The 25,675-nt window shown below is 68.0% G+C and carries 22 protein-coding genes and 1 riboswitch; of the genes, 16 read left to right on the top strand and 6 right to left on the bottom strand.

Features of this window, described 5'->3' with window-relative positions:
* Positions 1-18: 18 nt before the first annotated feature.
* Positions 19-1,221, top strand: a complete 1,203-nt coding sequence (locus ACIPRS_RS06340) for a D-alanyl-D-alanine carboxypeptidase family protein (protein WP_446537905.1) — start codon at positions 19-21, stop codon at positions 1,219-1,221.
* A 58-nt stretch (positions 1,222-1,279) separates the two neighbouring features.
* Here ACIPRS_RS06340 and ACIPRS_RS06335 read toward each other — a convergent pair whose 3' ends face one another.
* A complete protein-coding gene (locus ACIPRS_RS06335) occupies positions 1,280-2,152 on the bottom strand; it encodes an EamA family transporter (RefSeq protein WP_446537904.1) in 873 nt (290 codons plus the stop codon).
* A gap of 261 nt (positions 2,153-2,413) precedes the next feature.
* Here ACIPRS_RS06335 and ACIPRS_RS06330 point away from each other — a divergent pair, with 261 nt between their 5' ends.
* The 5 genes from ACIPRS_RS06330 to ACIPRS_RS06310 all read left to right on the top strand — a co-directional run bounded on the left by ACIPRS_RS06330 (position 2,414) and on the right by ACIPRS_RS06310 (position 8,113).
* Positions 2,414-3,331, top strand: a complete 918-nt coding sequence (locus ACIPRS_RS06330) for a CsgG/HfaB family protein (protein ID WP_337730895.1) — start codon at positions 2,414-2,416, stop codon at positions 3,329-3,331.
* Positions 3,332-3,432: 101 nt separating this feature from the next.
* A complete protein-coding gene (locus ACIPRS_RS06325; protein ID WP_337730752.1) occupies positions 3,433-3,711 on the top strand; it encodes a DUF493 family protein in 279 nt (92 codons plus the stop codon).
* Positions 3,699-4,367: a lipoyl(octanoyl) transferase LipB gene (gene lipB, locus ACIPRS_RS06320; RefSeq protein WP_446537903.1), complete on the top strand. Its 669-nt coding sequence runs from the start codon at positions 3,699-3,701 to the stop codon at positions 4,365-4,367. The genes ACIPRS_RS06325 and lipB overlap by 13 nt, the downstream gene beginning before the upstream one ends.
* A gap of 166 nt (positions 4,368-4,533) precedes the next feature.
* The gene (glnE, locus tag ACIPRS_RS06315; protein ID WP_446537902.1) at positions 4,534-7,344 is read left to right on the top strand and encodes a bifunctional [glutamate--ammonia ligase]-adenylyl-L-tyrosine phosphorylase/[glutamate--ammonia-ligase] adenylyltransferase; all 2,811 of its coding nucleotides are present in this window, start codon (positions 4,534-4,536) and stop codon (positions 7,342-7,344) included.
* A 37-nt stretch (positions 7,345-7,381) separates the two neighbouring features.
* Positions 7,382-7,460: riboswitch (ZMP/ZTP riboswitch) on the top strand.
* A gap of 20 nt (positions 7,461-7,480) precedes the next feature.
* A complete protein-coding gene (locus tag ACIPRS_RS06310; protein WP_446537901.1) occupies positions 7,481-8,113 on the top strand; it encodes a LysE family translocator in 633 nt (210 codons plus the stop codon).
* Positions 8,114-8,115: 2 nt separating this feature from the next.
* Here the strand turns inward: ACIPRS_RS06310 and ACIPRS_RS06305 are convergent, their stop codons facing one another.
* The gene (locus ACIPRS_RS06305; RefSeq protein ID WP_446537900.1) at positions 8,116-9,090 is read right to left on the bottom strand and encodes a mitochondrial fission ELM1 family protein; all 975 of its coding nucleotides are present in this window, start codon (positions 9,088-9,090) and stop codon (positions 8,116-8,118) included.
* Between the two features lie 128 nt (positions 9,091-9,218).
* Here ACIPRS_RS06305 and ACIPRS_RS06300 point away from each other — a divergent pair, with 128 nt between their 5' ends.
* The 6 genes from ACIPRS_RS06300 to ACIPRS_RS06275 all read left to right on the top strand — a co-directional run bounded on the left by ACIPRS_RS06300 (position 9,219) and on the right by ACIPRS_RS06275 (position 14,143).
* Positions 9,219-9,806, top strand: a complete 588-nt coding sequence (locus ACIPRS_RS06300) for a malonic semialdehyde reductase (RefSeq protein WP_192200051.1) — start codon at positions 9,219-9,221, stop codon at positions 9,804-9,806.
* Positions 9,807-9,831: 25 nt separating this feature from the next.
* Positions 9,832-10,422 (top strand): YceI family protein, encoded by a 591-nt coding sequence (locus tag ACIPRS_RS06295; protein ID WP_446537899.1) that lies wholly within the window; start codon positions 9,832-9,834, stop codon positions 10,420-10,422.
* A 158-nt stretch (positions 10,423-10,580) separates the two neighbouring features.
* Complete coding sequence (locus ACIPRS_RS06290) at positions 10,581-10,778, top strand: zinc-finger domain-containing protein (RefSeq protein WP_192200053.1); 198 nt, start codon at positions 10,581-10,583, stop codon at positions 10,776-10,778.
* Between the two features lie 36 nt (positions 10,779-10,814).
* Positions 10,815-11,954 carry a glycosyltransferase gene (locus ACIPRS_RS06285; protein ID WP_446537898.1) on the top strand — a complete coding sequence of 380 codons (1,140 nt, stop codon included), beginning with the start codon at positions 10,815-10,817 and terminating at the stop codon, positions 11,952-11,954.
* Positions 11,926-13,248, top strand: a complete 1,323-nt coding sequence (locus tag ACIPRS_RS06280; RefSeq protein ID WP_446537897.1) for an O-antigen ligase family protein — start codon at positions 11,926-11,928, stop codon at positions 13,246-13,248. Before ACIPRS_RS06285 ends, ACIPRS_RS06280 begins: the two co-directional genes overlap by 29 nt.
* Positions 13,238-14,143 (top strand): lysophospholipid acyltransferase family protein, encoded by a 906-nt coding sequence (locus tag ACIPRS_RS06275; protein WP_446537896.1) that lies wholly within the window; start codon positions 13,238-13,240, stop codon positions 14,141-14,143. Before ACIPRS_RS06280 ends, ACIPRS_RS06275 begins: the two co-directional genes overlap by 11 nt.
* On the opposite strand, the gene lpxL is transcribed toward ACIPRS_RS06275, so the two are convergent.
* Complete coding sequence (gene lpxL, locus ACIPRS_RS06270) at positions 14,134-15,066, bottom strand: LpxL/LpxP family Kdo(2)-lipid IV(A) lauroyl/palmitoleoyl acyltransferase (RefSeq protein ID WP_446537895.1); 933 nt, start codon at positions 15,064-15,066, stop codon at positions 14,134-14,136. The genes ACIPRS_RS06275 and lpxL overlap by 10 nt on opposite strands.
* Positions 15,067-15,105: 39 nt before the next feature.
* Here lpxL and waaA point away from each other — a divergent pair, with 39 nt between their 5' ends.
* Positions 15,106-16,407: a lipid IV(A) 3-deoxy-D-manno-octulosonic acid transferase gene (gene waaA, locus ACIPRS_RS06265; protein WP_446537894.1), complete on the top strand. Its 1,302-nt coding sequence runs from the start codon at positions 15,106-15,108 to the stop codon at positions 16,405-16,407.
* Positions 16,404-17,624, top strand: a complete 1,221-nt coding sequence (locus ACIPRS_RS06260) for a CaiB/BaiF CoA transferase family protein (RefSeq protein ID WP_337730742.1) — start codon at positions 16,404-16,406, stop codon at positions 17,622-17,624. The genes waaA and ACIPRS_RS06260 overlap by 4 nt, the downstream gene beginning before the upstream one ends.
* Before the next feature lie 755 nt (positions 17,625-18,379).
* Here ACIPRS_RS06260 and ACIPRS_RS06255 read toward each other — a convergent pair.
* The 3 genes from ACIPRS_RS06255 to ACIPRS_RS06245 form a co-directional block, all read right to left on the bottom strand.
* Entirely contained in the window at positions 18,380-19,729 is a 1,350-nt protein-coding gene (locus ACIPRS_RS06255) for a TolC family outer membrane protein (RefSeq protein WP_446537893.1), read from the bottom strand.
* A 21-nt stretch (positions 19,730-19,750) separates the two neighbouring features.
* Positions 19,751-20,407 carry a protein-L-isoaspartate O-methyltransferase family protein gene (locus ACIPRS_RS06250; RefSeq protein WP_446537892.1) on the bottom strand — a complete coding sequence of 219 codons (657 nt, stop codon included), beginning with the start codon at positions 20,405-20,407 and terminating at the stop codon, positions 19,751-19,753.
* Positions 20,408-20,554: 147 nt separating this feature from the next.
* Positions 20,555-21,226 carry a TetR/AcrR family transcriptional regulator gene (locus tag ACIPRS_RS06245; RefSeq protein ID WP_192200062.1) on the bottom strand — a complete coding sequence of 224 codons (672 nt, stop codon included), beginning with the start codon at positions 21,224-21,226 and terminating at the stop codon, positions 20,555-20,557.
* 79 nt (positions 21,227-21,305) lie between these two features.
* On the opposite strand from ACIPRS_RS06245, the gene ACIPRS_RS06240 reads away from it, so the two are divergent.
* Positions 21,306-22,445, top strand: a complete 1,140-nt coding sequence (locus ACIPRS_RS06240; protein ID WP_446537891.1) for an efflux RND transporter periplasmic adaptor subunit — start codon at positions 21,306-21,308, stop codon at positions 22,443-22,445.
* A 4-nt stretch (positions 22,446-22,449) separates the two neighbouring features.
* Positions 22,450-25,620 (top strand): efflux RND transporter permease subunit, encoded by a 3,171-nt coding sequence (locus ACIPRS_RS06235; protein ID WP_446537890.1) that lies wholly within the window; start codon positions 22,450-22,452, stop codon positions 25,618-25,620.
* Positions 25,621-25,675: the final 55 nt, after the last annotated feature.

Raw genomic sequence — 25,675 nt, 5'->3', positions numbered from 1 at the left:
GCCAGGAGTTTTCCGCCGATGAAGTTCCGTTTCGTCCTTGCCGCGCTCGCGACCACCGCCATGGGCCTGGCCATCGCCCAGACCCCGGCGCCGACCCCGCAACCCGCCGCCGCACCGGCGTCCGCCGCCGTGGCCATCCCGCCCGCACCCACGCCCACCGCTACTGCCTGGGTGCTGATGGACTACATCACCGGCCAGGTATTGGCGGGCGAGAACTACAACGAGCGCGTCGAACCGGCCAGCATCACCAAAGTCATGACCTCGTACGTGCTGGCGGCCGAACAGAAGAACGGCAAGATCAAGCCCACCGACCAGGTAATGATGAGCGAGCGCGCCTGGCGCGAGGGCGGCGCCGGCACCGATGGCAGCTACAGCGGGTTCGCCGTCAACAAGACCGCATCGTTGCTGGACATGGAGACCGGCATGGCCGTCCAGTCCGGCAACGACGCCGCCATCGCGCTGGCCGAACATGCCGCCGGCAGCCAGGAAGCCTTCGCGGCACTGATGAACAACTACGCCGCGCAGATCGGCATGAAGGGTTCGCATTTCGCCAATGCGCATGGCCTGTCGGCACCGGAGCACTACTCCACCGCGTACGATCTGGCCCTGCTGGGGCGCGCGCTGATCCGCGAATACCCCGAGCAGTACGCTTTCAACAAGATCAAGGAATTCACGGTTGGCGCCATCACCCAGCCGAACCGCAATCTGCTGCTGTGGCGCGACCCCAGTGTCGACGGCATCAAGACCGGCCACCATTCGGCTGCCGGCTACTGCCTGATGAGCTCGGCCAAGCGCGGCGACCAGCGCCTGATCGCGGTGGTGATGGGTTCCACATCCGAGAAGCAGCGCGCCGACGACAGCCTGGCGCTGTTGAACTGGGGCTTCCGCTTCTACGAGACGCACCGCCTGTACGAGCCCGGCAAGGCCATCGCCACCCAGCGTGTGTGGAAGGGCAAGACCAAGGACGTGCAGCTGGGTGTGGCGCAGCCGATGCTGGTCAGCGTGCCGCGTGGCCGCTACGACGACCTGAAGCCGACCATGGACGTGCCGAAGACGCTGGTGGCGCCGATCACCGCAGGCCAGGCCATCGGCACGGTGAAAGTCACGCTGGACGGCAAGGTGGTCGCGCAGTCGCAGCTGGTGGCGATCACCGCCATCGAGGAAGCCGGCTTCTTCAAGCGCCTGTGGGACGCCTTCTGGATGTGGTGGGAGTCGGAGTGATCCACCACGTGCCATGACGACGAAGAAGCCGGCGGAAGCCGGCTTCTTCATTTCCCGCTCAGCGCATGCCCGCGGCGATCAAGCCTATCGCCAGGATGGCCAGCGGGATGGCCAGCAGATTGAGGCGGCTCAGGCGTTCGCCGAAACCGAGCATGCCTACCAGCGTGCCAAGCAGCACCACGCCGATGTTCATCATCGAGAACACCACCGCCGGGTTCTCCGGCAATGCGCGGTGGGCCTTCACGTAGAACAGGATGTTGGCGAAGTTCAGTGTGCCCAGCAGCAGGCCGGTGGCAAGCGCAGCACCGGTCAGCGCGATCCGCCCACGCCAGGCACGCAGCATCTGCACGGCCAGCATCACCACGAAGGCCGCGACGAAAGCCACCTGCAGCGAGGCGGCAAACGGTGTGCCCGCTGCGGAAAGACGCTTCAACAGCACGTCGACGCTCGCGTAGCCCATCAGCACGAGCAGCGGCAGCGCCCAGCCGGTCCAGCCCGCGTCTGCATCGTTGGCCGGCCCGTGTCGCGGGCGGAGCACCAGCATGACGATGGCCGCCACGCCGAGGACGAGGCCGATGATCCTCAGGCTGTCCACGCGTTCGCCGAACCACAGGAAAGCCGCCAGCAGCGACAGCACCAGCGACATCCGTTGCGCCACGTCGGTGCGCACGATGCCCGCGGCGCGCACGGACGCCGACAGCGCCAGGAAGATGCCGGGCAGCAACAGGGCCAGCAAGGCCAGTTCCACGTGCGGCGCGCCGGCACGCGACAGGGCTGCCAGCGGCGGGTCCAGCAGCGCGAAGCACAACAACGACGCGGCCAGGTAGTTCCAGGTGATGCCCTGGGCGATATCGATGCCACGCCGCTGCATCAGCTTGAGCAGCACCGAGACCAGGACGCTGCAGACGACGCTGATGAGCAGGTAGGACACGGCCGGACTCGCGGGAGGGGAGCGGATTATGGCGCAAGGCGCGCATCGGCCATCACCCCGCGCGGCTGGCCGCAGCCAGTCACATTTCTCGTGCCTACCGGGGAACATGGCCGCCATGGCCTATCATCGAGGACGGGGACAACGGCACACGTGCCGTGGCGCCCCTGCATCGACGGAATGCCCTCGCATGGGGCGACAACCTTTCAAGGAGATAGACGAGTGAACAGGGGAACGAACAACACGCTCCGCATCGCGGTGGGCATGCTGGCCATCGCCGCCACGCTGCCTGCCTTCGCGCAGCGGCAGAGCGCGCAGGACCAGCGCAAGCAGCAGATGGCCGAGATCCCGACCTGCAGCAAGCCGCTGGGTTCGATCTCGGTGATCGAACCGGAGGACGGCGTGAACTGGTGGAGTGGCCAGCAACTGCCGGCGCCATCGAAGCTGATCAAGGTCTTCGTCAACAAGTCGCGCTGCTTCACCCTCGTCGATCGCGGCGTGGGCATGGGCGCCGCGATGGCCGAGCGCGACCTGGCGGCCAGCGGCGAGCTGCGCAACCGCTCCAACATCGGCAAGGGCCAGATCCGCGCCGCCGACTACGTGCTGGTGCCCGACCTGATCTCGCAGAACAGCAATGCCGGCGGCAATGCGATCAGCGGCCTGCTCGGGGGGCTGGTGGGGGGCAACCTCGGTCGCGCCGTGGGCGGCCTGGATTTCAAGAAGAAGACCGCCGACGTGGTGCTGACGGTCACCGACGTGCGCTCCTCCGAGCAGGTCGCCATGGCCGAAGGCAGCGCCAAGAAGACCGACATCGGCTGGGGTGCGGGTGGCAGCCTGTTCACCGGCAGCCACTGGGGCGGCGGCGGCGCCAGCGGCTACGCCAATACCGAGATCGGCCAGGTCATCACGCTGGCCTACCTGCAGGCGTACACCAACCTGGTGACCGAGCTGGGCGGCCTGTCCGGCAACGCGTCCGCTTCCAACGCCCAGCAGGCAGTGGAAATGACCAAGCCGGGTCGCCTGTTCGCCAATCCCAAGGGCACCGGCAAGGCCGTGCGCGACCTCGACCCGGGCATGCTGCTGTACCCCACCGGCAACAAGGACGGGATGATGTGGGAAGTGGAAGACGAACTGGGCAACAAGGGGTGGGTGTCATCCAGCCTGGTGCAGCTGGCGCGCTGAACCGCCTGCCGGATGTGCATGAAGGGCCGCGAAAGCGGCCCTTCCTCGTTCCGGGATGCCCACGGCTTGGCTTTCCCGCCCGCCATCCCAATAATTCCCGCATGGAAATCAAATCCGACAACCCCGACCACGGCTTCCAGTTCCCCGGCACCTTCGAGCTCAGCGCCATGGGCACCGCCGGCACCGGCCTGGAGACCGAACTGCCCCGTCTGCTGGAAGCCTCCGGCGTGCCGGTGGTGCATGAAGACATCACCTGGAAGCACTCGGCCAACGGCAAGTACGTATCCGTGCGCATCCGCTTCCAGGCCAATGACCGTGCGCAGTACGACGCCGCCCATGAAGCGTTGCGCGAGCATCCCGAAGTGAAGTGGACGCTGTGACGTCGCCCTGCGTCGTCCGCGAACTGGGACGGCAACCGTATGAGCCGGTGTGGCGCGCCATGCAGCGCTTCACCGACGCGCGGACCGATACCACCAGCGACGAACTGTGGCTGGTCGAACACGACCCGGTGTTCACCCTCGGCCAAGCCGGCAAGCCCGAGCACGTGCTGGCGGCGGGCGACATTCCCGTCATCCACGTCGACCGCGGCGGCCAGGTGACCTACCACGGCCCCGGCCAGATCGTTGCGTACCCGCTGTTCGACCTGAAGCGCCTGAAGGTGGGCGTGCGCGACTACGTCTGCAAGATCGAGCAGGCGATGATCGACACGCTGGCCGAATGGAACCTCCATGCCGAGCGCAAGGACGGCGCCCCCGGCGTGTACGTGGCCGGTGCCAAGATCGGTGCGCTCGGCATCCGCGTGCGGCGCGGCTGCACGTTTCATGGCCTCGCGTTCAATATCGCGATGGACCTGGAACCGTTCCACCGCATCAACCCCTGCGGCTACCAGGGCCTGCAGGTGGTTTCGCTCGCCGACCTCGGCGGCCCTACCGGCATGGACCAGGTGAAGCCGGTATTGCTGAAGCACATGGCGGACCAGTTCGGCCTGTCGCTGCAGCACGAAGCCGCGCTGCCGGACCTGTCGCAGGCGGCGTAATCCGCTTGTTGTAGGAGCGACGTCAGTCGCGACCGCACGGCCGGCCCGCCAGCGAGCGTGGAGGGCATGAAGCGTCCTGACCAGGGTGCAATGCCGAGTCGTGGTCCGCGGTCGCGACTGACGTCGCTCCTACAACAGCCGTTGGCCCATGCCACAATCGGCCGCGATGAACGACGCGACCCGCTCCCTCGATGCCGAGCTTGAAGCACTGACCGAACGCGGATTGGCGCGCCTGCGCATCGCATCGCCGGACCTGAATGCCCTGCTCGGCGACGCGCGCAATGTCGATCGTGTGTCGCGCGTGATCGCGACCAGCGACTTCGCATTCGAAACGCTGCGCCGGCAGCCCGACCTGCTGGCGGCACTGCTGCACGACGATGGTGCCGCACCGTGGCCAGTGCCCGCGCTGGTGGCGGACAACGCCGTGCAATGGCCCGAGTTGCTGCGTCGCTACCGCACCGCCGAATCCACGCGCCTGGTGTGGCGCGATGTGCATGGCCTCGATACGGTGGACGACACGCTCGCGGGCACCACGCGATTGGCCGAAGTCTGCCTGCAGACCGCGCTGGAGGCATTGGAAGCCGAGTTCGCGCAACGCCATGGCGTCGTGCGCGCACGCGACGGCAGCGTGCAGCGGCTGGTCGTGTTCGGGCTGGGCAAGCTGGGCGGTGGCGAACTGAACTTCTCGTCGGACATCGACCTGGTCTACGCGTATCCGCAGGGCGGCGAGTCGGACGGTGCGCGATCGCTCGCGGCCGAGGACTACTTCATGCGGCTGGGCCAGCGGTTGGCGAAGTTGCTGGACGAGCCCACCGTCGATGGCTTCTGCCATCGCGTCGACCTGCGCCTGCGGCCGTTCGGCAACGCCGGGCGGGTGGCGCTGTCGTTCGCCGGCATGGATCAGTACTTCCAGCGCGAAGGCCGCGACTGGGAGCGCTATGCGTGGCTGAAAGCGCGCGCCGTGGCCGGTGATGTCGAGGCGGGCGAGCGCTGGCTGGAATCGCTGCGCCCGTTCGTCTATCGGCGCTACCTGGACTACACGGCGCTCGACGGGCTGCGCGAGATGAAGGCGGCGATCGCCGCCGAAGTCGCGCGCCGCGAGTTGGCCGATGACATCAAGCGCGGGCCCGGCGGCATCCGCGAGATCGAGTTCCTGGTGCAGGCGTTGCAGCTGATCCGCGGTGGGCGCGAAGCCGCGCTGCGCGAGCGGAGGCTGCGCATGGCCTTGCCCGCGCTGATCGCCACGCGGCAGATGTCCGAAGAGGAGGGCGATGCGCTGGCGCAGGCCTACCGTTTCCTGCGCCGGCTGGAGAATCGCCTGCAGATGCTGCGCGATGCGCAGACGCATGCGCTGCCGGAGGACGCGATGGACCGCCACCGCATCGCGCGTGGCCTGGACTATCCGGACTGGGATGCGTTGCGTGTCGCACTGGACCTGCAGCGTGCGCGGGTGTCGGCCGAGTTCGCCGAACTGCTCGCACCGCGCCAGCGCGATGCCGCGCCGGATGCGCTGGCGCTGTACTGGCGCGCGCTGCCCGATGGGGGCGATGTCCAGACGCTGGCCGCATCCGGGTTCGCCGACGCGGGCAGCGCCGACGGTGCACTGCGCGAGTTCGCCCAGTTCAGTGGCGTGCGCGCGCTGTCCGATGGTTCGCGTGCGCGGCTAGATCGCGTACTGCCGGCCTTGCTCGACGCCTGCGCACGGTCGTCGCAACCGGATGCGGCATTGCGGCGCGTGTTGTCGCTGCTGCAGGCGATCCTGCGCCGCGCCAGCTATCTCGCGCTGCTCGACGAACAGCCCAGCGCACTGGCGCGGCTGGTCAACGTGCTGGCGCGCAGTGCGCTGCTGTCCGAGCGGCTGGCGCAGTACCCCTTGCTGCTCGACGAACTGCTCGACACCCGCGTCTCCGGCCCGATGCCCGATCGCGACGAACTGCGCATGGAGTGCGAAGCGGCACTGGTGGAGGACGATCCGGAAACCTGCCTGCGTGTCGTGAACGAGCGGCGGCTCGCGCTGAGCTTCCGCGTGGCGCTGGCCGCGCTCGATGGTCGCCAGGCGGCACGCGACAGCGTGCGCCAGTTGGCGTGGCTGGCCGACGAGGTCGTCCGGATCGTCGTGCAGGTCGCCGCGCGCGATGTCGCGTCGGCACATGGCGGTGTCGCAGGCGGCCGGTTCGCGGTGATCGGTTACGGCAGCCTGGGCGGCGAGGAACTCGGTTTCGGTTCGGACCTGGACCTGGTGTTCCTGTTCGATGCGCCCGCCGATGCCGAATCCGATGGCGCGCGCCCATTGGAGGCGGGTCGCTGGTATGCGCGCCTGGCGCAGAAGATCGTCGCCCTGCTGGGCGCGGTGACGGCGGCGGGACGCCTCTACGATGTGGACGTACGCCTCCGCCCCGACGGCGCCAAGGGTCTGCTGGTCTCGTCGCTGGCCAGCTTCGGCGATTACCAGCGCGAGCGCGCCTGGACCTGGGAGCACCAGGCCCTGGTGCGTGCCCGGGGCATCGCCGGCGATGCCGGCCTGCTGGCGGCGTTCGAACGTATCCGTGCGCAAACGCTGTCCTCTCGGCGCGATGCCGCGAAACTCCGGGACGACGTGATCCACATGCGTGCACGCATGCGCGGCGAACTGGACCGCAGCGATGCCGCGCGCTTCGACCTGAAGCAGGGCGCGGGCGGGCTGGTGGATCTGGAGTTCCTGCTGCAGTACCTGGTGCTGCGCGACTCTGCCACGCACCCGGCGTTGCTCGCACCGCGCGACAGCAGCGGATTGATCATCGCGATGGCGGAGGCCGGTGTGCTGCCGCCCGAGGAAGCCGAGGCACTCTGCCGGGTGCATGCCACCTTCGTGGCCGAAGGGCTGGCCTGCACGCTGGACCGGCGGCCGCGACTGGTGGTCGAGAATGCCGCGCTGGCGACCGCCCGCGCGCTGGTCGTCCGCACGGCGGAGGCGCATGGACTGGTGTTCGCCCCGTGAGGCGCGCTTGCCTGTCGCGCGCGTCCGCCGCTAACCTGCACCCCCGCGTGACTGGCGCCTGGAGGGAGCACCCTCGGGAAGCGCGGGCATGGCCGCCGCGCGCCTGGGCATCCTTTCCTCCACCAGGAGATGCTCCGTGCCCGACGCTTCCCCGCTACTCGCATTCGCACTGATCGCGCTCGGCATGGTCCTGACACCGGGGCCGAACATGATCTATCTGGTGTCGCGCTCGATCAGCCAGGGCACGCGTGCCGGACTGATATCGCTGGGCGGTGTTGTCGCCGGATTCGTGGTCTACATGCTGTGCGCCGCCTTCGGCATCACGGCGCTGCTGATGACGGTGCCCTATGCGTACGACGCGCTGCGCATCACCGGCGCAGCCTACCTGCTCTACCTGGCCTGGCAGGCAGTGCGCCCCGGTGGCCGTTCGCCACTGCAGGTGCGCGAACTGCCGGCCGATGGCCCACGCAAGCTGTTCCTGATGGGACTGCTGACCAATCTGCTGAATCCCAAGATCGCCGTGCTCTACCTGTCGCTGCTGCCGCAGTTCATCGACCCTGCGCGCGGTGGCGTGCTGGCGCAGTCGCTCGCGCTGGGGTCGGTGCAGATCCTCGTCAGCCTGGTCGTCAATGCGCTGATTGCGGTATTCGCGGGCAGTGTTGCCGCCTTTCTGGCGCAGCGGCCGTTCTGGACCACGGCCCAGCGCTGGCTGATGGGCACGGTGCTGGCGGCGCTGGCGGTGCGGATGGCGACGGAAGCGCGCCGTTGACGTCAGGGCGCGAGGCGGTCGCGGAGTGCCGCGGCCACGCGCGCTGTTTCCCGCAGCGGTTCGACATCGAAGGCCTGCAGTGCGCCATCCATCACGCGGATGCGCCCGCGTTGCAGCAGGGCGTCCAGGAACCGGCGCGGCCGGCCACTGACGCGGTGGGGATCGAAGACGTGCACGGGCACCCTGGTCGCACAGGCTTCGGACAGCATGTTGACCGAGTCCGGCGTGCAGACGATGCGGTCGGCCCAGGCCAGCAGGCCGGGGTAGGGGTTCGGGCCATCGTGTTCGCCGCACCAGACAATGCCGGGCGTGGCTGCATAGCGTTGGCGCACTGCGTCGATCACCTGGCGCGGCGTGCGCCGCGAGGTGGTCACCAGCACGCTGCCGCCCTCGCGCGCCAGCACCGCGTCCAGGTCCGCGGCCAACGCCAGGAAGGCTGCAGGGTCGAAGCGCGCATGCGCGCTGTCGCCGCCCAGCAATACGGCGGTGCGCGGCGATGGCAGCTGGGCGAAGGTCGCGAACTGCAGGCGCGCGTCCGCCAGCCAGGCATCGTCGACCGGGTTCAGGCTGCCTGTCAGGGTGATGACGTTGCGGCCACGCAGGCCGTCATGCGCCGGCGCGATGACCACGTCCCAGTGCATGGGGTCGATGCGAGGGGCCAGGATCTGCACCGCCTTGCTGCCGCGCTCGCGCAGCAGCCGCGTCGCCAGCGCAGCCTGCCGGCCACAGCCGACGGCCAGCGGAGGGGGCGTGCGCAGGGCAGCGGCGAAAGCGCTTCCGAACGCCTGCGTGGATCCGGGCCAGAGGCGAGGGGCCGCCCAGCGCCACGGCGCACGCGGTTGCAGCACCCACTCGCGCGCTTCAACGGCATCCAGCTCCTTCATCAACGCCCGGGCCTGCCGCACATTGCCGGCGTGGCCATCGGTCAGGGTCCAGGGGCGCGCCGAATCGGTCGTGGGAGGGCTCGTTCGTTCCACTGGTTAAAACAATCCGTTCCGGGTCGGTTGGATGTTGCCATAGTCAGGACGCCCTACACTGCCCGTCCGATCCGCCGGCCCAGGCCGGCCGCTGCGGATGCTGTTTCCCTCTTCGCGACAGGTATGCCATGCCCCACGTTCTCGACGCCGCTTCGCTCGACCAGTTGTTCCGCACCGCCCGCACCTACAACGCGTTCGGCGGTGACGTCAGCGACGACACGCTGCGCCAGCTGTACGACCTGCTGAAGTTCGGTCCCACCCAGGCCAATACCACGCCGGCGCGCTTCGTGTTCGTGAAGTCGGCCGAAGCCAAGGCCAAGCTGGGCCCCGCGCTGGACGAGGGCAACTACGCCAAGACCATGGCCGCACCGGTGACCGTCATCATCGGCCGCGACGAGGACTTCCACGAGAAGCTGCCGTTCCTGTTCCCGCATACCGATGCCAAGGCCTGGTTCGACGGCCCGCGCGAGAACCGCTTCAAGCCCGCGCTGCGCAATGCCAGCCTGCAGGCGGGCTACCTGATCGTCGCCGCGCGCGCGCTCGGCCTGGATGCCGGTCCGATGACCGGCTTCAACGCCGCGAAGGTCGACGAGGCCTTCTTCGCCGGCACCGCGATCAAGTCCGACATCCTGGTCAACCTGGGCCATGGCGACCCGGCCAGCATTTTCCCGCGTTCCCCGCGCCTGGGCTTCGACGAAGCCGCGCGCATCCTCTGACACCCCACCACCCCGGAGATATCCCATGCGCAAGACCCTGCTCGTTGCCGCCCTGTTCGCCTTCGCCGGCTCCGCCTTCGCCGCGTCGGTCACCTACAAGATCGACCCCGGCCACACCAACGTGCTGGCGACCTGGAACCATTTCGGCTTCTCCAACCCGAGCGCCAACTTCGGCCAGGCCGACGGCACCCTGGTGTACGACGCCGACAAGGTCTCCGCGTCCAGCGTCCAGGTCACCCTGCCGCTGAGCGGCCTGAGCGCGCTGGCCGACCAGTTCTACGAGCACCTGACCAGCGACAAGTGGTTCGACGCCGCCAAGTACCCGTCCGCCACCTTCAAGAGCACCCAGGTGGAAGCGGCCGGGGAAGGCAAGCTGAAGGTCACCGGTGACCTGACCATCAAGGGCATCACCAAGCCGGTGGTGCTGGACGTGACCCTCAACAAGGCCGGCGAGCACCCGATGAAGAAGGTGCCGGCGATCGGCTTCGATGCCACCGCCACCGTGAAGCGCAGCGACTTCGGCGTGGGCGCGTACGCCCCGATGGTCAGCGACGAAGTGACGCTGAAGATCACCACCGAAGCCACGGCCGACGCCACGGCCGACGCCAAGAAGTAAGCACGCCTTCCCCGGCCTTCGCGCGCCGGCCGGATGCTGCCGGAAACGCCGCCCCGCTCGCGCCGGGCGGCGTTTTCCGTCATGGGAACCCCTTCCTTGGGCCGTCACGGTACCGGCTGGTAGACTGGCCGCCTCGTTCCAGCACGTCCCGCATCGCCATGACCCAGACCGCCACCGCGCCCGCCAACGCCGAGAAGCGCTACACCGTCTCGCGCGCCGACCTGCCGCTGAGCTGCCCGCTGCCGTCGATGGCGCTGTGGAATTCGCACCCGCGCGTCTACCTGCCCATCGAAGACGCGCCGGGTGGGGATGTGCAGTGCCCGTACTGCGGTTCGCATTTCGTCCTGGCCGACTGATCGCCTGATGCGGCCGAAGCGCGCGGCCCGTCGTCCATGCGCCGCCTGACCGTCGTCCAGCTGCTGCCGGCACTGGAATCCGGCGGTGTCGAACGTTCCACCCTCGAGATCGCGGATGCACTGGTGCGCGCAGGCCACCGTGCCGTGGTGGTGTCGGCGGGCGGGCGGCTGGAGCCGGCGTTGCGCGCGACGGGCGCGGAGCACATCACGCTCGACATCGGTCGCAAATCACTGCCGACATTGCGCCATGTGATCACGCTGCGCCGGTTGTTCGCCGATGTCGGGGCCGACATCGTGCACGCGCGCTCGCGGCTTCCTGCGTGGCTTGGCCTGTGGGCGATCCGTGCGATGCCCGCAGCCGCGCGGCCACGATTCGTCATCACCATGCACGGGCTCAATTCGCCCGGGCGCTACAGCGCGGTGATGACGTATGGCGAGCGCGTGATCTGCGTGTCCGACACGGTGCGCGCGTATCTGCGCCAGCACTATCCGCAGACCGACGCCGGCAAGCTGGTCGTGATTCCGCGCGGCATCGATCCGGCGCAGTTCCCGCGCGCGCCCTCGCGCGATCCTGACGCACGTGCGTGGGCTGCCACCCAGCATCCTGCACTGGTGGGCGAAGGCCCGCTGCTGCTGCTGCCGGGGCGCGGCACTCGCCTCAAGGGCCACCAGGATGCCATCGCGCTGCTGGCCCGCCTGCGTGGCAGCGGCATCGATGCACGCCTCTGGATGCCGGGCACGCGCGAGGCGGGGCGCGAGCACTACGTCCTCGACCTGGAAGCAGACGCGCGACGTGGCGGATGCGCCGATGCGCTCGCGATCACGCCACCGACAACCGCCATCGCACGCGCCTACGCCGCCAGCGACCTGGTGTTGCAGCTGTCGCGCAAGCCCGAAGCGTTCGGCCGGACCGTGGTCGAAGCGCTGTCCGTGGGACGTCCCGTCGCCGGCTGGGCGCATGGCGGTGTCGGCGAGTTGCTGCGCGAGCTGCAGCCCGCGGGCGCGGTGCCGGCATTCGATGGAGACCGCCTGTTCGACGCGGCGCGTTCGATGCTCGCCCATCCGCCGCCGCCATTGGCTACGATGGACGCCTACACCCTGCGCGCGATGCAGGACGCCACGCTCGCCCTTTACCACGACCTTGCCGATGACCGCAGACTCGCCATCGATCCCTGACATGCCTGTCCGTGGCCGCACCCACGGCTGGCGCTGGGCACCCGCGTGGGTGCTGACGTTCGTCGCCCTCTGGCCGGCACCGGGCTATGCCGAGGCCGTGATGGTGCTGGGCGCGCTGGCGGCTGTCATCCGGTTGCTGCTCGACAGGTTCCGTGGCGGCACGCGCCTGCTGAGCGGCGCGGCATGGGCGCTGACCAGCGCGCTGTTTGCCGCCTATTGGCTGCCCGAAGTCATCTCGGCCGTGGATGCCGTCGACGCACCGCGGGCATTTCGAGAGGCCGCGGTGGATCTTCGCTACCTGCCGTTCCTGTGGCTGGTGGCGGCCGCCGTGGCGAACAGGGAAGCGCGGCGTACCACCTTCAACGGTCTCGCCATCATCGTCGCGGTGTGGACGCTGGACGCGCTGGCGCAGGTCGTGTTCGGCACCAGTCCGTTGTTCTGGGGCCTGGACCAGCTCAAGCAACTGGTCAGCGGACGTCCGATGTGCACTGCGGAACAGATGGCCGGCATCGACAGGCTCAGCGGCTTCCTCGGCCCCTGCAACCGGAAGCTGGGCGTCGTGATGGCGAGCCTGTCGCCGTTCCTGCTGTTTGCAGCGGCGCGGCGCATGGATTCGCTCGGATGGATCTTGGCCGCCGGGGCCATCGGTCTGGTCATCCTGCTTGCGGGCGCCCGCGCGTCATGGATTACCTACGCATTGGTCCTGGTGGTATCCGGGTGGCGGTTGCTCGGCCTGCGCAGGCTGTTCGGTGTGCTGGCGGCGGGACTGCTGATACTGACGCTGCTAGCCATGTCTTCCACGCAGTTTCGGGAGCGCATCCGGCTCACCACGCATGCATTGACCGCCAACGAATCCGGCGTGGACACCGCATTGTCGGGCCGTGGGCAGATCTGGTCCGCCGCCGGTTGCATGATCGTCGAGCACCCCATCAACGGCGTGGGTGCGCGGGGCTTCCGCGAAGCATTCCCCGGGTGCGATGCAGGGGCCGGCGAGCGGCCTGCATGGGGCCAGGGTCCGGCGTTCCACGCACACCAGATCGTGCTGGAAGTACTCAGCGAAACCGGCGTCATCGGCCTGTTGCTGTGGCTGGCGGGCGCAGCGCTGGCATGGCGTGCCTGGCGTTATGCCGCACCGCAGGCGAAGGAGCGCGCGCGGCCGGCGATGCTGGCGCTGGCGGTGACGGTCTTCCCGTTCAACACGCACCTTGCGTTCTATTCCACGTTCTGGGGCGGCCTGACGCTGATGCTGGCGGCCTTGTACGCCGGCAGCCTGCTGGCGCGCGATGACGATTGAGCTCGCGGCGGGCGCGCGCTGCTGGTTCGTGGCGCCCGCCAACCTGATCGCATCGGCGGTCGCGCGGTTGCCGCAGCGGGCGCTGCTGCGGCTCGGGAACCTCACGACGTGGTTGCTGTGGCCGCTGCTCGGCAAGCGGCGCCGTTACGCGGCGACCAACATCGCGCTGTGTTTCCCCGCACTGGATGACCGTGCCCGCGCCAGCCTGCTGCGCGACACCCTGCGCGCCACGGTGACCGGCATGTTCGAACTCGTGCGCGGCTGGTACGCACCTGCGCAGGCGCTGCGCGGACTGGCCGACGTGCAGGGGCTGGAACACATGCGCGCCGCGCGCGCACAGGGGCGCGGCATCCTGCTGTTCGGTGGCCACATTCCGCACTCCGAACTGTGCGCGCGCCTGCTGGGCGACGCGCTGGGCGAACGGGTGAGCATCGTCGCGCGGCGCAACAACGATCCCTGCATCGAGCATCTGCTCGACACTGCCCGTCGCCGCGTCTTCGCCGATGTCATCGGCAAGAAGGACGTGCGCGGCCTGCTGCGCACGCTGTCGCGCGGCGGCATCGTCGCGTATTCCGCGGACCAGGATTTCAACTACCAGAATGCCTTCGTGCCGTTCTTCGGCGTGCAGGCCGCGACCCTGACCGCCACGCCCGATCTCGCACGCCGCAGCAATGCCGTCGTGCTGCCGTTCTGGTTCCACCGTGACGCGGCGGGACGCTACCAGCTGCGCGTCGAGCCGACGTGGGAAGGATGGCCGACCGGCGACCCGGTGCAGGATGCGGCACGCTACATGGCGGAACTGGAGGCCGTCGTGCGCCGGCATCCCGAGCAGTACCTGTGGGTGCACCGGCGTTTCAAGACGCGGCCCCAGGGCGAACCCGGCCTCTACCGGTAGAGTTCGCCGCGCCCGTCGGGCTGACGCTTGAAGCGGCGGTGGATCCACAGGTATTGCGTGGGGGCTTCGCGCACCATGGACTCGATCGCGGCGATCACGCGCGCAGTGTCCGCCGTGGCGTCCGATGACGGGAAATCCTCCAGCGCGGGCGACAATGTCAGCGTGTAACCACCGTCTTCGCGTCGGACGTGCGAGAACGCGATCACCGCCGCGCCCGACAGCCGCGCCAGTTGATGGGTGGACGTGAGGCTGTAGGCGGGGTGGCCGAAGAACGGAACGAACACGCTCTCGCCGCGCCGCGTGTCCTGGTCGGGCGCGAACCAGAGCAGCCCGCCCTGCTTGAGGTGCTTCAGTGCAGGGCGCAACTCTTCGCGGGTGAACATTGCGGTGGCATAACGCAGGCGGCCGCGCTTGACCGCCCACTCCATCGCGCCCTGGTTGTGCGGGCGATACATGCCGGCCAGCGGTGCGTGGTCGCACATCAGTCGTGCCGAGATCTCCAGTGTAGTGAAGTGTCCGGACACCACGATCACTCCGCGGCCGCCGGCACGCGCCGCCGCCAGGTGCTCCAGGCCCTCGACCCGCAATCCCCGCCGCATCGGTGCCACGCTGCCCCACCAGGCGCGCGCGAACTCGAACAGCCCGATGCCGAGCTCGCCGAAACTGGCGCGCGCCAGCGCGTCCCGGGCACCCGCGTCCAGCTCCGGGAAGCACAGGGCGATGTTGCGGCGGGCGACGTTCCTGCGCTCGCGCATCGCGGCAAAGAGCAGCGTGCCGATGAGGCGTCCCAGCACGCGCTGCAACGCCCACGGCAGGCGCGCCACCAGCCATGCGAGCCCGATGCCGAGCCAGGCCGGCCATTGCGCGGGTCCCATGGGTGGACGCTCGCGGGCGTCGGCGGATCGCTTCTCGGTTTCGGCCATGGCCCATTGTAACGGCGGCCCCGGGTATCCTTGTCGGCGATGCCGAACCGAACCGCCGAACGCCTGCTGCGCGCCCTCTATTCGGCGGTGCTGTACGTGTTGACGCCGGTCACCCTGTACCACCTCATCTGGCGCGGCTTCCGCTACCCCGAGTACTTCCAGCGCTGGAACGAACGCTACGGCAGCTACGACACGCCGGGCAGTCCGGTGGATGTCTGGCTGCATGCGGTCTCGGTGGGCGAAGTGAACGCGGCCGCGCCCGTGGTGAATGCACTGCTCAGGCGCCATCGCGGCCTGCGCCTGCTGATCACCACCATCACCCCCACCGGCTCGGAGCGCGTGCAGGCGCTGTGGGGCGATCGCGTGCTGCATGTGTACTCGCCCTACGATCTTCCCGGCGCCGTCGCGCGGTTCCTGCGCCATTTCCCGCCGCGGCTGGCGCTGATCATGGAGACCGAGCTGTGGCCCAGCCTGTTGTTCGGCTGCCATGACCGGAAGGTGCCGGTGTACATCCTCAACGCGCGTCTTTCAGCGCGTTCTTTGCGCGGCTACAGCGTGCTGCGTCCGCTGATCGCACGCATGCTGCGCACCGTGCGTCGCGTGGCCGCGCAGTCCGGTGACGATGCCGCCCGTTTCGTGCAGCTGGGCGCCGCGCCCGAACAGGTACGCGACGTCGGCAATCTGAAGTTCGACATCCCCGTGCCGGACACAGTCGCCGACATCGTCGCCGGTTTCCGCGGGCACCTGGCCGCGCAGCGTCGCGTCTGGATCGCCGCGAGCACGCACGAGGATGAAGAGGCGCCGGTACTCGCCATCCATGCGCGGTTGCGCAAGCGCTGGCCCGACCTGCTGCTGCTGTGGGCGCCACGCCATCCGGAGCGCTTCCCGCGCGTGGTGGAGGCCGCGCGCGACGCCGGCTGGAAGGTGGGAACCCGGCGCGGAGATCGCTGGCCGTCGTCCGGCGATGATGTCTTCGTACTCGACACGCTGGGCGAGCTGATGGCGTTCTACGCCTGCGCCGACGTGGCCTTCGTCGGCGGCAGCCTGCAAGCCATCGGGGGACACAACATGCTGGAGCCGGCTGCCGTCGGCACGCCTGCCGTCACCGGACCGCACCTGCACAACTTCAGCGAGATCTCCCGCCGCCTGAAGGAAGCCGAAGCCCTCGTGATCGCGCCGGACGCGACGGGGGTAGCCGTCGCCATCGAAGACCTGCTCGTCGATGACGCGCGGCGCCACGACATGGCGAACCGTGGTCGCGCCCTGGTCGAACACGGTCGCGGCGCACTGGCACGCACGCTGGCGATGATCGCGCCGCACATGCCGGCTCCGGTGGCATGAACGGCGTTGCGCCGCGCGCGCTGGCCGGCGTGCGCGTACTGGACCTGACGCGCGTGCTTGCCGGGCCATGGAGCACGCAGGTGCTCGCGGACCTCGGCGCAGATGTCATCAAGGTTGAACGGCCGGGCAGTGGCGACGATACGCGTGGATGGGGGCCGCCCTTCCTGCGCGACGCAGCGGGGAACGAAACCGCAGAGTCCGCGTATTTCCTGTGCGCGAACCGCAACAAGCGCTCGCTGACGGTGGACATCTCCACCGACGATGGCCAGGCCATCATCCGGCGGCTTGCGATGCAAAGCGATGTGCTGGTGGAGAACTTCAAGGTCGGCGACATGGCGCGGTACGGACTGGATGCCGCGACGCTGCGCGCCGCCAATCCGCGCCTGGTGTACTGCTCGATCACCGGCTTCGGCCAGGACGGTCCGTATGCGCAGCGCGCGGGTTACGACTTTGCCGTGCAGGGGCTCGGTGGCCTGATGAGTGTCACCGGCGCCGCGCAGGGCGAGCCCCAGAAGGTCGGCGTGGCGGTGGCGGACCTGTTCACCGGCCTGTACGCCACCGTCGCCATCCTCGCTGCGCTTCGCCATCGCGACGCCACGGGCGAAGGGCAGGTGATCGACATGGCTCTGCTGGATGCGCAGGTTGCGATGCTGGCCAATCTGGGCAGCCACTATCTGGTCGGTGGCGACGTGCCGCCACGGCAGGGCAATGCACACGCCAACATCGTGCCTTACCAGGTATTCGTGGTGGCCGACGGTCACATCATCGTCGCCGTCGGCAACGACCGGCAGTTCGCGCGCCTGTGCGACCTGCTGGATGAACCTGCACTCGCCACCGACGCGCGGTTCACCACGAACGCGGAGCGCGTGCGATGTCGCGACGTGCTCGTACCGATGCTCCAGGCGCACTTTCTGCAACGCGACCGGCGCGCATGGCTGTCGTTGCTCGAAGCCGCGGGCATTCCCTGCGGCCCGGTCAACGACCTGGCCGATGTGTTCGCCGATCCGCAGGTTCGAGCGCGCGGCATGGTCGTCGAGGTGCCGCACCCGCATGCCGGCACGTTGCCGCTGGTGGGCAGTCCGATCAAGTTGTCGGTGACACCGGTGCAGCCGTCGCGTGCGCCGCCGATGCTGGGGCAGCACACCGACAACGTGTTGCGTGAGGCGGGCTACAGCGACGATGAGGTCGCGGCGCTGCGGGCGCGCGGCGCGATCTGAGTCCCGATTGTAGGAGCGACGTAAGTCGCGACCGCACGCCCGAACGACATCGGCGGGCCGAAGCCCGCCGTTGTCGTAACGCCAGGGGCGCGAGGGATTACTGCGAAACGGGCTGCGACGACAGGTGTGCTTCGGCATCCGCCGCGTCACTACCTATCGTGGCCAGCCCGATAAAATGTCGGCTACACCCATTCGCTATGTTCGACCGCCGCCTCTACTCGGTGAGCATACCGCAGAAATTTTTGTTGAAATGGAGGTTATAGGTCGCCGGAATTCTGGTTAATGGTTCTTTAGCATCGGCGCAATATGTCGATGAGATACTGAGGCTGCCACACTGGTGGCCTTTGTCATATTTCAAGGATTGATCTATGAAGAACGCACTCAAGAAAGTCCGAGTAGTCGCTATTGCCACGATTGCAACTGTTTTAAGCTTTCCTGCAATTGCAGCGTATGCATATGTAACAGCGAATGGAGCGGGGCCCACACGTCAAGCAGCCGTTTCCTATGCTGCTGGATCGGCCAGTCTGGCTTGCAGGCAACGAGGAGGGAGTCTTGTGAGCTACACGGTGCCATTTGCTTATGAAAACAGCTTGGGTCACTGGTCGGTCACGGTGTCTGGCACTTGCTTCATCCAGTAACTGAGAAGAAATCCAGTTACCCAAAAGGAAACGGCGGGATTGCTCCCGCCGTTTCTCATCACCACCCTGAAGGTGCTCGTCGGCGGCCTTCATTGCTTAGGAGCTTGACGTTCAAGCTCACTGTGTATCGCTAACTGGCGTAGACAGGCGTGCTTCGGCATCCGCAGTCAGCAGGCGGTTGACGTCCTGCATATCCGCACCATCCAGCGTGCCGGCTGCTTGTTCCAGCAACAGGCGGTTCTGCAGGAAGCGATACTTTGCCTCTGAATAATCCACCTGCGCCTGGAACAGCGTGCGCTGGTTCTGCAGCACGTCCAGCACGGTGCGGGTGCCGACTTCCAGGCCGACCTGCGAGGCATCCAGCGCGCTTTGCGCGGAGACCACCGCCAGGCGGCGGGCTTCCACTTCGCTGACGCCGGCGACCAGTGCCTGGTAGGCATTGCTGGTGTTGCGGATCAGCGCGCGGCGGGTCTGCTCCAGGCCGTCCGACGCGCGGTCACGCTGGGCCAGCGCCTGGCGCACGCCGGACTGGGTGGCACCACCGGAGAAGATCGGCACGGTCAGGGTCACGCCCCAGTTGTAGCCTTCGCCGTCCTGCGACAACGTGCCCGGCACGCTGTCCCAGGCGGTGCCGTTGGTGTAGCGGCCACTGAAGTTGAGGGTGGGGTAATGGCCGGCACGTGCGCTGGAGACGCCATGCTGTGCGGATTCCAGCGAATATTCCGCCGACTTGAGGTCGGGATTCTGTTCCAGCGCGCGATCGACCCAGGACTGGGCGTTCTGTTCCGCCGGCAGTTCCGGGCGGAAGTCGTCCGGCAGACCTTTCAATCCGCTGATCGGCTGGCCGGTGATCTCGGCCAGTGCGCGGTAGCTGTCATCCAGGGAATTGCGGGCCAGGATGGTGTTGGCGCGCGCGCTGTCGTACTGGGCGCGGGCTTCGTGTACGTCGGTGATCGGAGCCAGGCCCACGTCCAGGCGCTTCTGCGCATAGTCGAACTGTTTCTTCGACGCGGCCTCGTTGGTTTCGGCGGCCGCCAACGACTCGATGCCGATCAGCACGTTGAAATATGCGGCCGAGGTGCGGGTGATCAGCTCGTTGTTCGCCGAGGCCAGGTCGTAGTCGGCGGCCTGGCTGATGGCGCGCTGGCCACGCAGGTTGGCGATGCGGCTCCAGTCGAAGATCGTCTGGCTGACCGAGGCACCGTAGCTGCGGCTCTTCCCGTCACCCAGGGGATCGCCCGGCCGGCTGTCGTGGGTCAGCGTATAGCCCGCGCTGCCGGTGATCTGAGGCAGCAGCGCTGCACGTGCCTGCACCGCGCCTTCCTTGTCGAACAGGCGGGTGGATTCGGCGATGGACAGCTGAGGGTCGCCTGTGCGCGCCAGCTCATAGGTCTGCATCAGGTCGGTGGCACCGGCCGCAGACGGCAGGGCCAGGGCGAGCGCGAGTGCGAGGGGGCGACGGCTCATGCGGGTTCCTTTTTTTAATCTTCAGAAGACGAACTGGGGCGCCGGCGCGGCGCCGACCAGGTAGGGGAGGTCGGTTTCGAACAACGATTCGATGCGTGGGCCGTTGACATCGTTGACGTGCAGCACGGCTTCCATCACCGGTGACGTACCCCGCACGACGAACAGGCGGCCACCGGGGCGCAGCCATTGCACGAAGCGGGCAGGCACGCTGGCCATGGCACCGGTCACGCAGATCACGTCGAAGCGGCGGTCGGTGTCCCACGTCAGCGCGTCGAGGGTGTCGATGCGGACGTTGCTGCCCAGGCCAGCGGCATCGAGGCGCGCACGCGCAGCCTCGGCGAATTCGGGGTGGATCTCCAGGCTGACGACGTCGCGCGCCAGGTGGCCCAGGCAGGCGGTCAGGTAGCCGCTGCCGGTGCCGATCTCCAGCACGTCCTCATCGGCCTGCGGCTTCAAGGCCTGCAGGGTGCGGCCTTCGACGACGGGCTTCATCATCGACTGGCCGTGGCCCAGTGGCAATTCCAGGTCCGCATACGCCAGCGCGCGGTGCGAGTCCGCCACGAAGACCTCGCGCGGCAGCGTGGCCAGCGTTTCCAGCACGCGCGCATCCAGCACGTCCCAGGGACGTACCTGCTGCTCGACCATGTTTTCGCGGGCCTGGGTGTAGTTGATCGTCATGAGGGTGGTTATCCGACGCGGGGGGCTGGGCCGGGCATTTTACCGGGCTGGCCCCGTCCGCGCTGGGCAAGGATCGGGGCAGCCCCCATGGCGGGCGCAGTGCCGGAAGTCATCGCCACCTCCGGCGCGCGGGGCTGGCCTTCAGCTTCAGCGCCGGCCATAGGCCCTCAGGAACATGTCCACGGTGGCGTCGATATGCCGCCGGGTGTCGAGCTGGCCGGGCTGGCTGCACAGGCCGCATGTCATGCGGGCATGCAATTCGCCCTTTATGAGGGTGAAGAACTGGATCGAAGCCGTCGCCACGTCGGGGATGTCCAGCTCTCCTTTGGCAACCTGCGCCTGCAACAGCGCCGCGAACGCTTCATGGGTGCGCTGCGGGCCGGCTTCCCAGAAGGTTCGCTTGAGTTTGTCGTCGATGTTGCCCGGGACCATCATCATGCGGTGCGTGCTGATGGCCTCTTCGCTGGTGATCAGCGCGAAGAAAGCCTGTGCGATGGCTTTCAGCTGTTCGCGCAGCGAGCCCTTCAGCTCGATCTGGAACAGCGTGTCGGGGAGCATTTCCTCGCACTTGGCCTGCACGGCGGCGGCGAACAGGGCGTCCTTGTCGCCGAAGTGGCTGTAGACCGTCAGCTTGGAGACGCCCGCCTCGGCGGCAATCTGGTCCATGCTGACGCCGTTGAAACCCTCGCGCGCGAACAATTGCTTGGCGGCCTCCAGGATCGCGGCACGCTTGCCGAGATCCTTCGGGCGGCCGGGACCGCTGGTGGCGGGCTTGGCGGGGGGCTTGCGACGGCTGGCGGAAGTGGGCGGGCTGACCATGTCTTAATACTAGACTACTCGGTTCGATATTTATACTATACCGCCAAGTCTACTAATTGAAGTCGTCATGGAGCGGTGTATGCGCCATATGCGCTGGAACGGAGTGTTCGGAATCGTGCTGCTCGGCCTGACCGCGTGCGGTGCGGAGCAGCCTGTGGAATCGCCGCGCCCCGCGCTGGTGGTCCACCCTGGCGGTGGCGCCGAGGCCGCCCTCTCGGCGTACGCCGGCGAGGTGCGCGCACGCGAGGAGAGTCCGCTGTCGTTCCGTGTCGGCGGCAACCTCGTGCGTCGCAATGTCGACGCCGGTGCACGCGTGCAGAAGGGCGAGGTGCTTGCGCTGCTGGACCCGGGCGACTTCGCGCTGCAGGCACAGGCCGCGCAGGCGCAACTTGCCGCGGCCGACGCCGACCTTGTCCGTGCGCGTGGCGACCGGGACCGCTACGCGAAGCTGGTCGGCGACAAGTTGATCAGCCAGTCGGCGTACGACGCGCAGGTTGCCGCGTACAAGGCGGCCGAAGGCCAGGCGCGTGCCGCACGTGCGCAGATGGACGTGATGCGCAACCAGGAAGGCTATTCGCAACTGCGTGCTCCGCGCGACGGTGTGATCGCCAGTCGCCAGGCCGAAGCCGGCCAGGTGGTCGCGGCCGGGCAGACCGTCTTCACCCTGGCCGCCGATGGCGGACGCGAAGTGGCCATCGGCCTGCCGGAAAACCGCATCCGCGATTTCAGTGTGGGCCAGCCGGTGATGGTCGAGCTGTGGAATGCGCCCGGCCAGCGCCTGCCCGGGACCATCCGGGAGATCGCGCCCGCTGCCGACGCGCAGACGCGCACCTATGCGGCGCGCGTCAGCCTGGTGGGCGACGCGCAGCAGCAGGTCGAACTGGGCCAGAGCGCGCGCGTCTACGTGCAGGAAAACGGCAGCAAGGCCGCATTGAAGCTGCCGCTGTCGGCCATCCAGCGTGGAAGTGAGGGCAGGACCACGGTGTGGATCGTCGATCCCGCGACCGGCAGGGTGCGTGCGCAGGTGGTGCAGCTGGGGCGGTATGGCGAAGCCTCGGTGCCGGTGCTGGGCGGAGTGAAGGCCAGCGACTGGGTCGTCGCGGCCGGCGGACATCTCCTGCGCGAAGGGCAGACCGTGGTGCCGGTGGACCGCAATAACCGCCCGCTCCGGGTCGCCGCGGGTGGCGATGCGGCCAACATCGCATCGCGCCCGGAGTAACGGCATGCGCCGCTTCAACCTTTCCGAGTGGGCACTGACCAACCGCAGCCTGGTGCTGTTCCTGATGATCCTGCTGGGCATCATCGGTGCGTGGTCGTACAAGCACCTGGGCCAGTCCGAGGATCCGCCGTTCACCTTCAAGGCGATGGTCGTGCGAACGGTATGGCCGGGCGCGACCGCCGAGGAAGTCTCGCAGCAGGTGACCGAGCGCATCGAGAAGGCGCTGATGACCACCGGCAACTACGAGTTCATCCGCTCGTACTCGCGTCCCGGTGAATCGCAGGTGATCTTCATGGCGCGCGACTCCATGAAGTCGAAGGAAATTCCGGACCTCTGGTACCAGGTGCGCAAGAAGGTCGGCGACGTCCGTGCCACGCTGCCGAGCGGCGTGATCGGTCCGTTCTTCAACGACGAATTCGGCGACACGTTCGGCAACATCTATGCGCTCACCGGCGATGGCTTCGATTACGCGGTGATGAAGGACTATGCCGACCGGATCCAGTTGGAACTGCAGCGGGTGGACGACGTCGGCAAGGTCGAACTCGTCGGACTGCAGGACGAGAAGATCTGGATCGAGCTGTCCAACACCAAGCTGGCCACGCTCGGCATTCCATTGAGCGCGGTCCAGCAGGCGCTGGAAGAACAGAATGCGATGACGCCGGCCGGCTTCTTCGAAACGGCGAGCGATCGCGTGCAGTTGCGCGTGAGCGGCGAATTCAGTTCGGTGGACGAGATCCGGGAGTTCCCGATCCGCGCCGGCGGCCGTACGGTGAAGCTGGGCGACATCGCCGAGATCAAGCGCGGCTTCGCCGATCCCGCCGCGCCGCGCATGCGTTTCATGGGCCAGCCCGGCATCGGCATCGCGGTGGCGATGAAGGACGGCGGCGACATCCTCAAGCTCGGCCAGACGCTGGAGACCGAGTTCCAGCGCCTGCAGAAGACCCTGCCGCTGGGCATGGAACTGCGCAAGGTGTCGGACCAGCCGGCCGCCGTGGAGGAATCCGTGGGCGAATTCGTCCGCGTGCTCGCCGAAGCGGTGATCATCGTGCTGCTGGTCAGCTTCTTCTCGCTGGGCCTGCGCACCGGGCTGGTGGTGGCGGTGTCCATCCCGCTGGTGCTGGCGATGACGTTCGCCGTGATGCACTACTTCGGCATCGGCCTGCACAAGATCTCGCTGGGCGCGCTGGTGCTGGCGCTGGGCCTGCTGGTCGACGACGCGATCATCGCGGTGGAGATGATGGCCATCAAGATGGAGCAGGGCTTTGATCGCCTGAAGGCGGCCAGCTTCGCCTACGAGTCCACGGCGTTCCCGATGCTGACGGGCACGCTGGTGACGGCGGCCGGCTTCCTGCCGATCGCCACGGCGGCGTCCAGCACGGGGGAGTACACGCGTTCGCTGTTCCAGGTGGTGACCATCGCGCTGGTGGTGTCGTGGGTCGCGGCGGTGCTGTTCATTCCCTACCTGGGCGACAAGATGCTGCCCGACCTGGGCAATCCGCAGCCGCCGAAACCGGGTTCGTTCGCGGCGCGCTGGCACGGGTTCCGTGCGCGGCTGGCCGATCGCTGGCCGCAGTATGGCGCGTTGCTGGCGCCGAAGCCGCATGACGCGCACGACCACAATCCGTACCACACGCCGTTCTACCAGCGGTTCCGTGGCTGGCTGGCGTTCTGCCTGCGTCGCCGCTGGCTGGTGATCGGCGTCACCGTCGCGGCGTTCGTCGCGTCGATCGCGCTGTTCCGCTTCGTGCCGCAGCAGTTCTTCCCGGATTCGGTACGCCCGGAACTGATGGTGGACCTGGAACTGGCCGAGGGCAGTTCGCTGAAGTCCACCGATGCGCAGGCGCGCAAGCTGGAGAAACTGCTGGCCACGCGCAAGGGCATCCAGAACTACGTGGCCTACATCGGCACCGGTTCGCCGCGTTTCTACCTGCCGCTGGACCAGCAGTTGCCGCAGGCGAATTTCTCACAGTTCGTCGTGTTGACGGATGACGCCCGGGCCCGCGAGGACGTGCGCCGCTGGCTGATCGACGAGGTCGGCCCGCAGTTCCCCGAGCTGCAGTTCCGCGTGACGCGGCTGGAGAACGGGCCGCCGGTGGGTTATCCGGTGCAGTTCCGCATCTCCGGCGAACACGTCGACCGCGCGCAGGCGATCGCGCGGCAGGTGGCGGAAAAAGTGCGCGCGAACCCGCACGTCACCAACGTCAACCTGGACTGGAGCGAGCCCAGCAAGGTCGTGCGGCTGGAGATCGACCAGGATCGCGCACGCGCGCTGGGTGTCAGCACGGCGCAGGTCTCGCACTTCCTGTCGGGTTCGCTGTCGGGCCTGAGCGTGAGCACCTATCGTGAAGGCAACGAACTGGTCGAGATCCTGTTGCGGGGACCGGACGAAGAGCGCGCCCGCCTGGACCTGCTGGGCAGCCTGGCCGTGCCGACCAGCAACGGCGGCAGCGTATCGCTGTCGCAGATCGCCAACCTCGAATACGCGTTCGAGGACGGCATCATCTGGCACCGCGACCGTCTGCCGACAGTCACCGTGCGCGCCGACATCCGCAATGACGACGTGACGCCGCCCACGGTGGTGCAGCAGATCCTGCCGACGCTGGACGGGATACGCGCGCAGTTGCCGCAGGGCTACCTGCTGGAGACCGGCGGTACGGTGGAGGATTCCGGGCGCGGGCAGAAGTCCATTGCCGCCGGCATGCCGTTGTTCCTGCTGGTGGTCACCACGCTGTTGATGCTGCAGCTGCGCAGCTTCTCGCGGGTGGCGCTGGTGCTGCTGACCGCGCCGCTGGGCCTGATCGGCGTGACCCTGGCATTGCTGGTGTTCCGGGTGCCGTTCGGTTTCGTCGCCATGCTGGGCACCATCGCATTGGCCGGCATGATCATGCGCAACTCGGTGATCCTGGTGGACCAGATCGACCAGGACATCCGTGCCGGGCATGACCGCTGGCACGCGATCATCGACGCCACCGTGCGCCGCTTCCGTCCCATCGTGCTGACCGCACTGGCGGCGGTGCTGGCGATGATCCCGCTGTCGCGGAGTGCCTTTTTCGGCCCGATGGCGGTGGCGATCATGGGCGGCCTGACCGTGGCCACGGTGCTGACGCTGTTCTTCCTGCCCGCGCTGTATGCGGCATGGTTCAAGGTCAAGCCGGAGCAGGGCGCCGGTCCGTAACGCCCCGCGCGCGGCGGGGTTCAAAGAAACCCCCGCCGCAGCCGATACTGCACAG

It is taken from the genome of Pseudoxanthomonas sp. LARHCG66 (genome assembly GCF_052871755.1).
This window is presented reverse-complemented; position numbering and strand designations above follow the sequence as displayed.

Bases quoted from the DNA above. Each gene is read 5' to 3' on its own strand.
- ACIPRS_RS06340 (WP_446537905.1), top strand. From the start codon at position 19: ATGAAGTTCCGTTTCGTCCTTGCCGCGCTCGCGACCACCGCCATGGGC.
- ACIPRS_RS06330 (WP_337730895.1), top strand. From the start codon at position 2,414: ATGCTGGCCATCGCCGCCACGCTGCCTGCCTTCGCGCAGCGGCAGAGC.
- ACIPRS_RS06325 (WP_337730752.1), top strand. From the start codon at position 3,433: ATGGAAATCAAATCCGACAACCCCGACCACGGCTTCCAGTTCCCCGGC.
- glnE (WP_446537902.1), top strand. From the start codon at position 4,534: ATGAACGACGCGACCCGCTCCCTCGATGCCGAGCTTGAAGCACTGACC.
- ACIPRS_RS06300 (WP_192200051.1), top strand. From the start codon at position 9,219: ATGCCCCACGTTCTCGACGCCGCTTCGCTCGACCAGTTGTTCCGCACC.
- ACIPRS_RS06295 (WP_446537899.1), top strand. From the start codon at position 9,832: ATGCGCAAGACCCTGCTCGTTGCCGCCCTGTTCGCCTTCGCCGGCTCC.
- ACIPRS_RS06290 (WP_192200053.1), top strand. From the start codon at position 10,581: ATGACCCAGACCGCCACCGCGCCCGCCAACGCCGAGAAGCGCTACACC.
- ACIPRS_RS06285 (WP_446537898.1), top strand. From the start codon at position 10,815: ATGCGCCGCCTGACCGTCGTCCAGCTGCTGCCGGCACTGGAATCCGGC.
- ACIPRS_RS06280 (WP_446537897.1), top strand. From the start codon at position 11,926: ATGACCGCAGACTCGCCATCGATCCCTGACATGCCTGTCCGTGGCCGC.
- ACIPRS_RS06275 (WP_446537896.1), top strand. From the start codon at position 13,238: ATGACGATTGAGCTCGCGGCGGGCGCGCGCTGCTGGTTCGTGGCGCCC.
- lpxL (WP_446537895.1), bottom strand. From the start codon at position 15,066: ATGGCCGAAACCGAGAAGCGATCCGCCGACGCCCGCGAGCGTCCACCC.
- waaA (WP_446537894.1), top strand. From the start codon at position 15,106: ATGCCGAACCGAACCGCCGAACGCCTGCTGCGCGCCCTCTATTCGGCG.
- ACIPRS_RS06260 (WP_337730742.1), top strand. From the start codon at position 16,404: ATGAACGGCGTTGCGCCGCGCGCGCTGGCCGGCGTGCGCGTACTGGAC.
- ACIPRS_RS06255 (WP_446537893.1), bottom strand. From the start codon at position 19,729: ATGAGCCGTCGCCCCCTCGCACTCGCGCTCGCCCTGGCCCTGCCGTCT.
- ACIPRS_RS06250 (WP_446537892.1), bottom strand. From the start codon at position 20,407: ATGACGATCAACTACACCCAGGCCCGCGAAAACATGGTCGAGCAGCAG.
- ACIPRS_RS06245 (WP_192200062.1), bottom strand. From the start codon at position 21,226: ATGGTCAGCCCGCCCACTTCCGCCAGCCGTCGCAAGCCCCCCGCCAAG.
- ACIPRS_RS06240 (WP_446537891.1), top strand. From the start codon at position 21,306: ATGCGCCATATGCGCTGGAACGGAGTGTTCGGAATCGTGCTGCTCGGC.
- ACIPRS_RS06235 (WP_446537890.1), top strand. From the start codon at position 22,450: ATGCGCCGCTTCAACCTTTCCGAGTGGGCACTGACCAACCGCAGCCTG.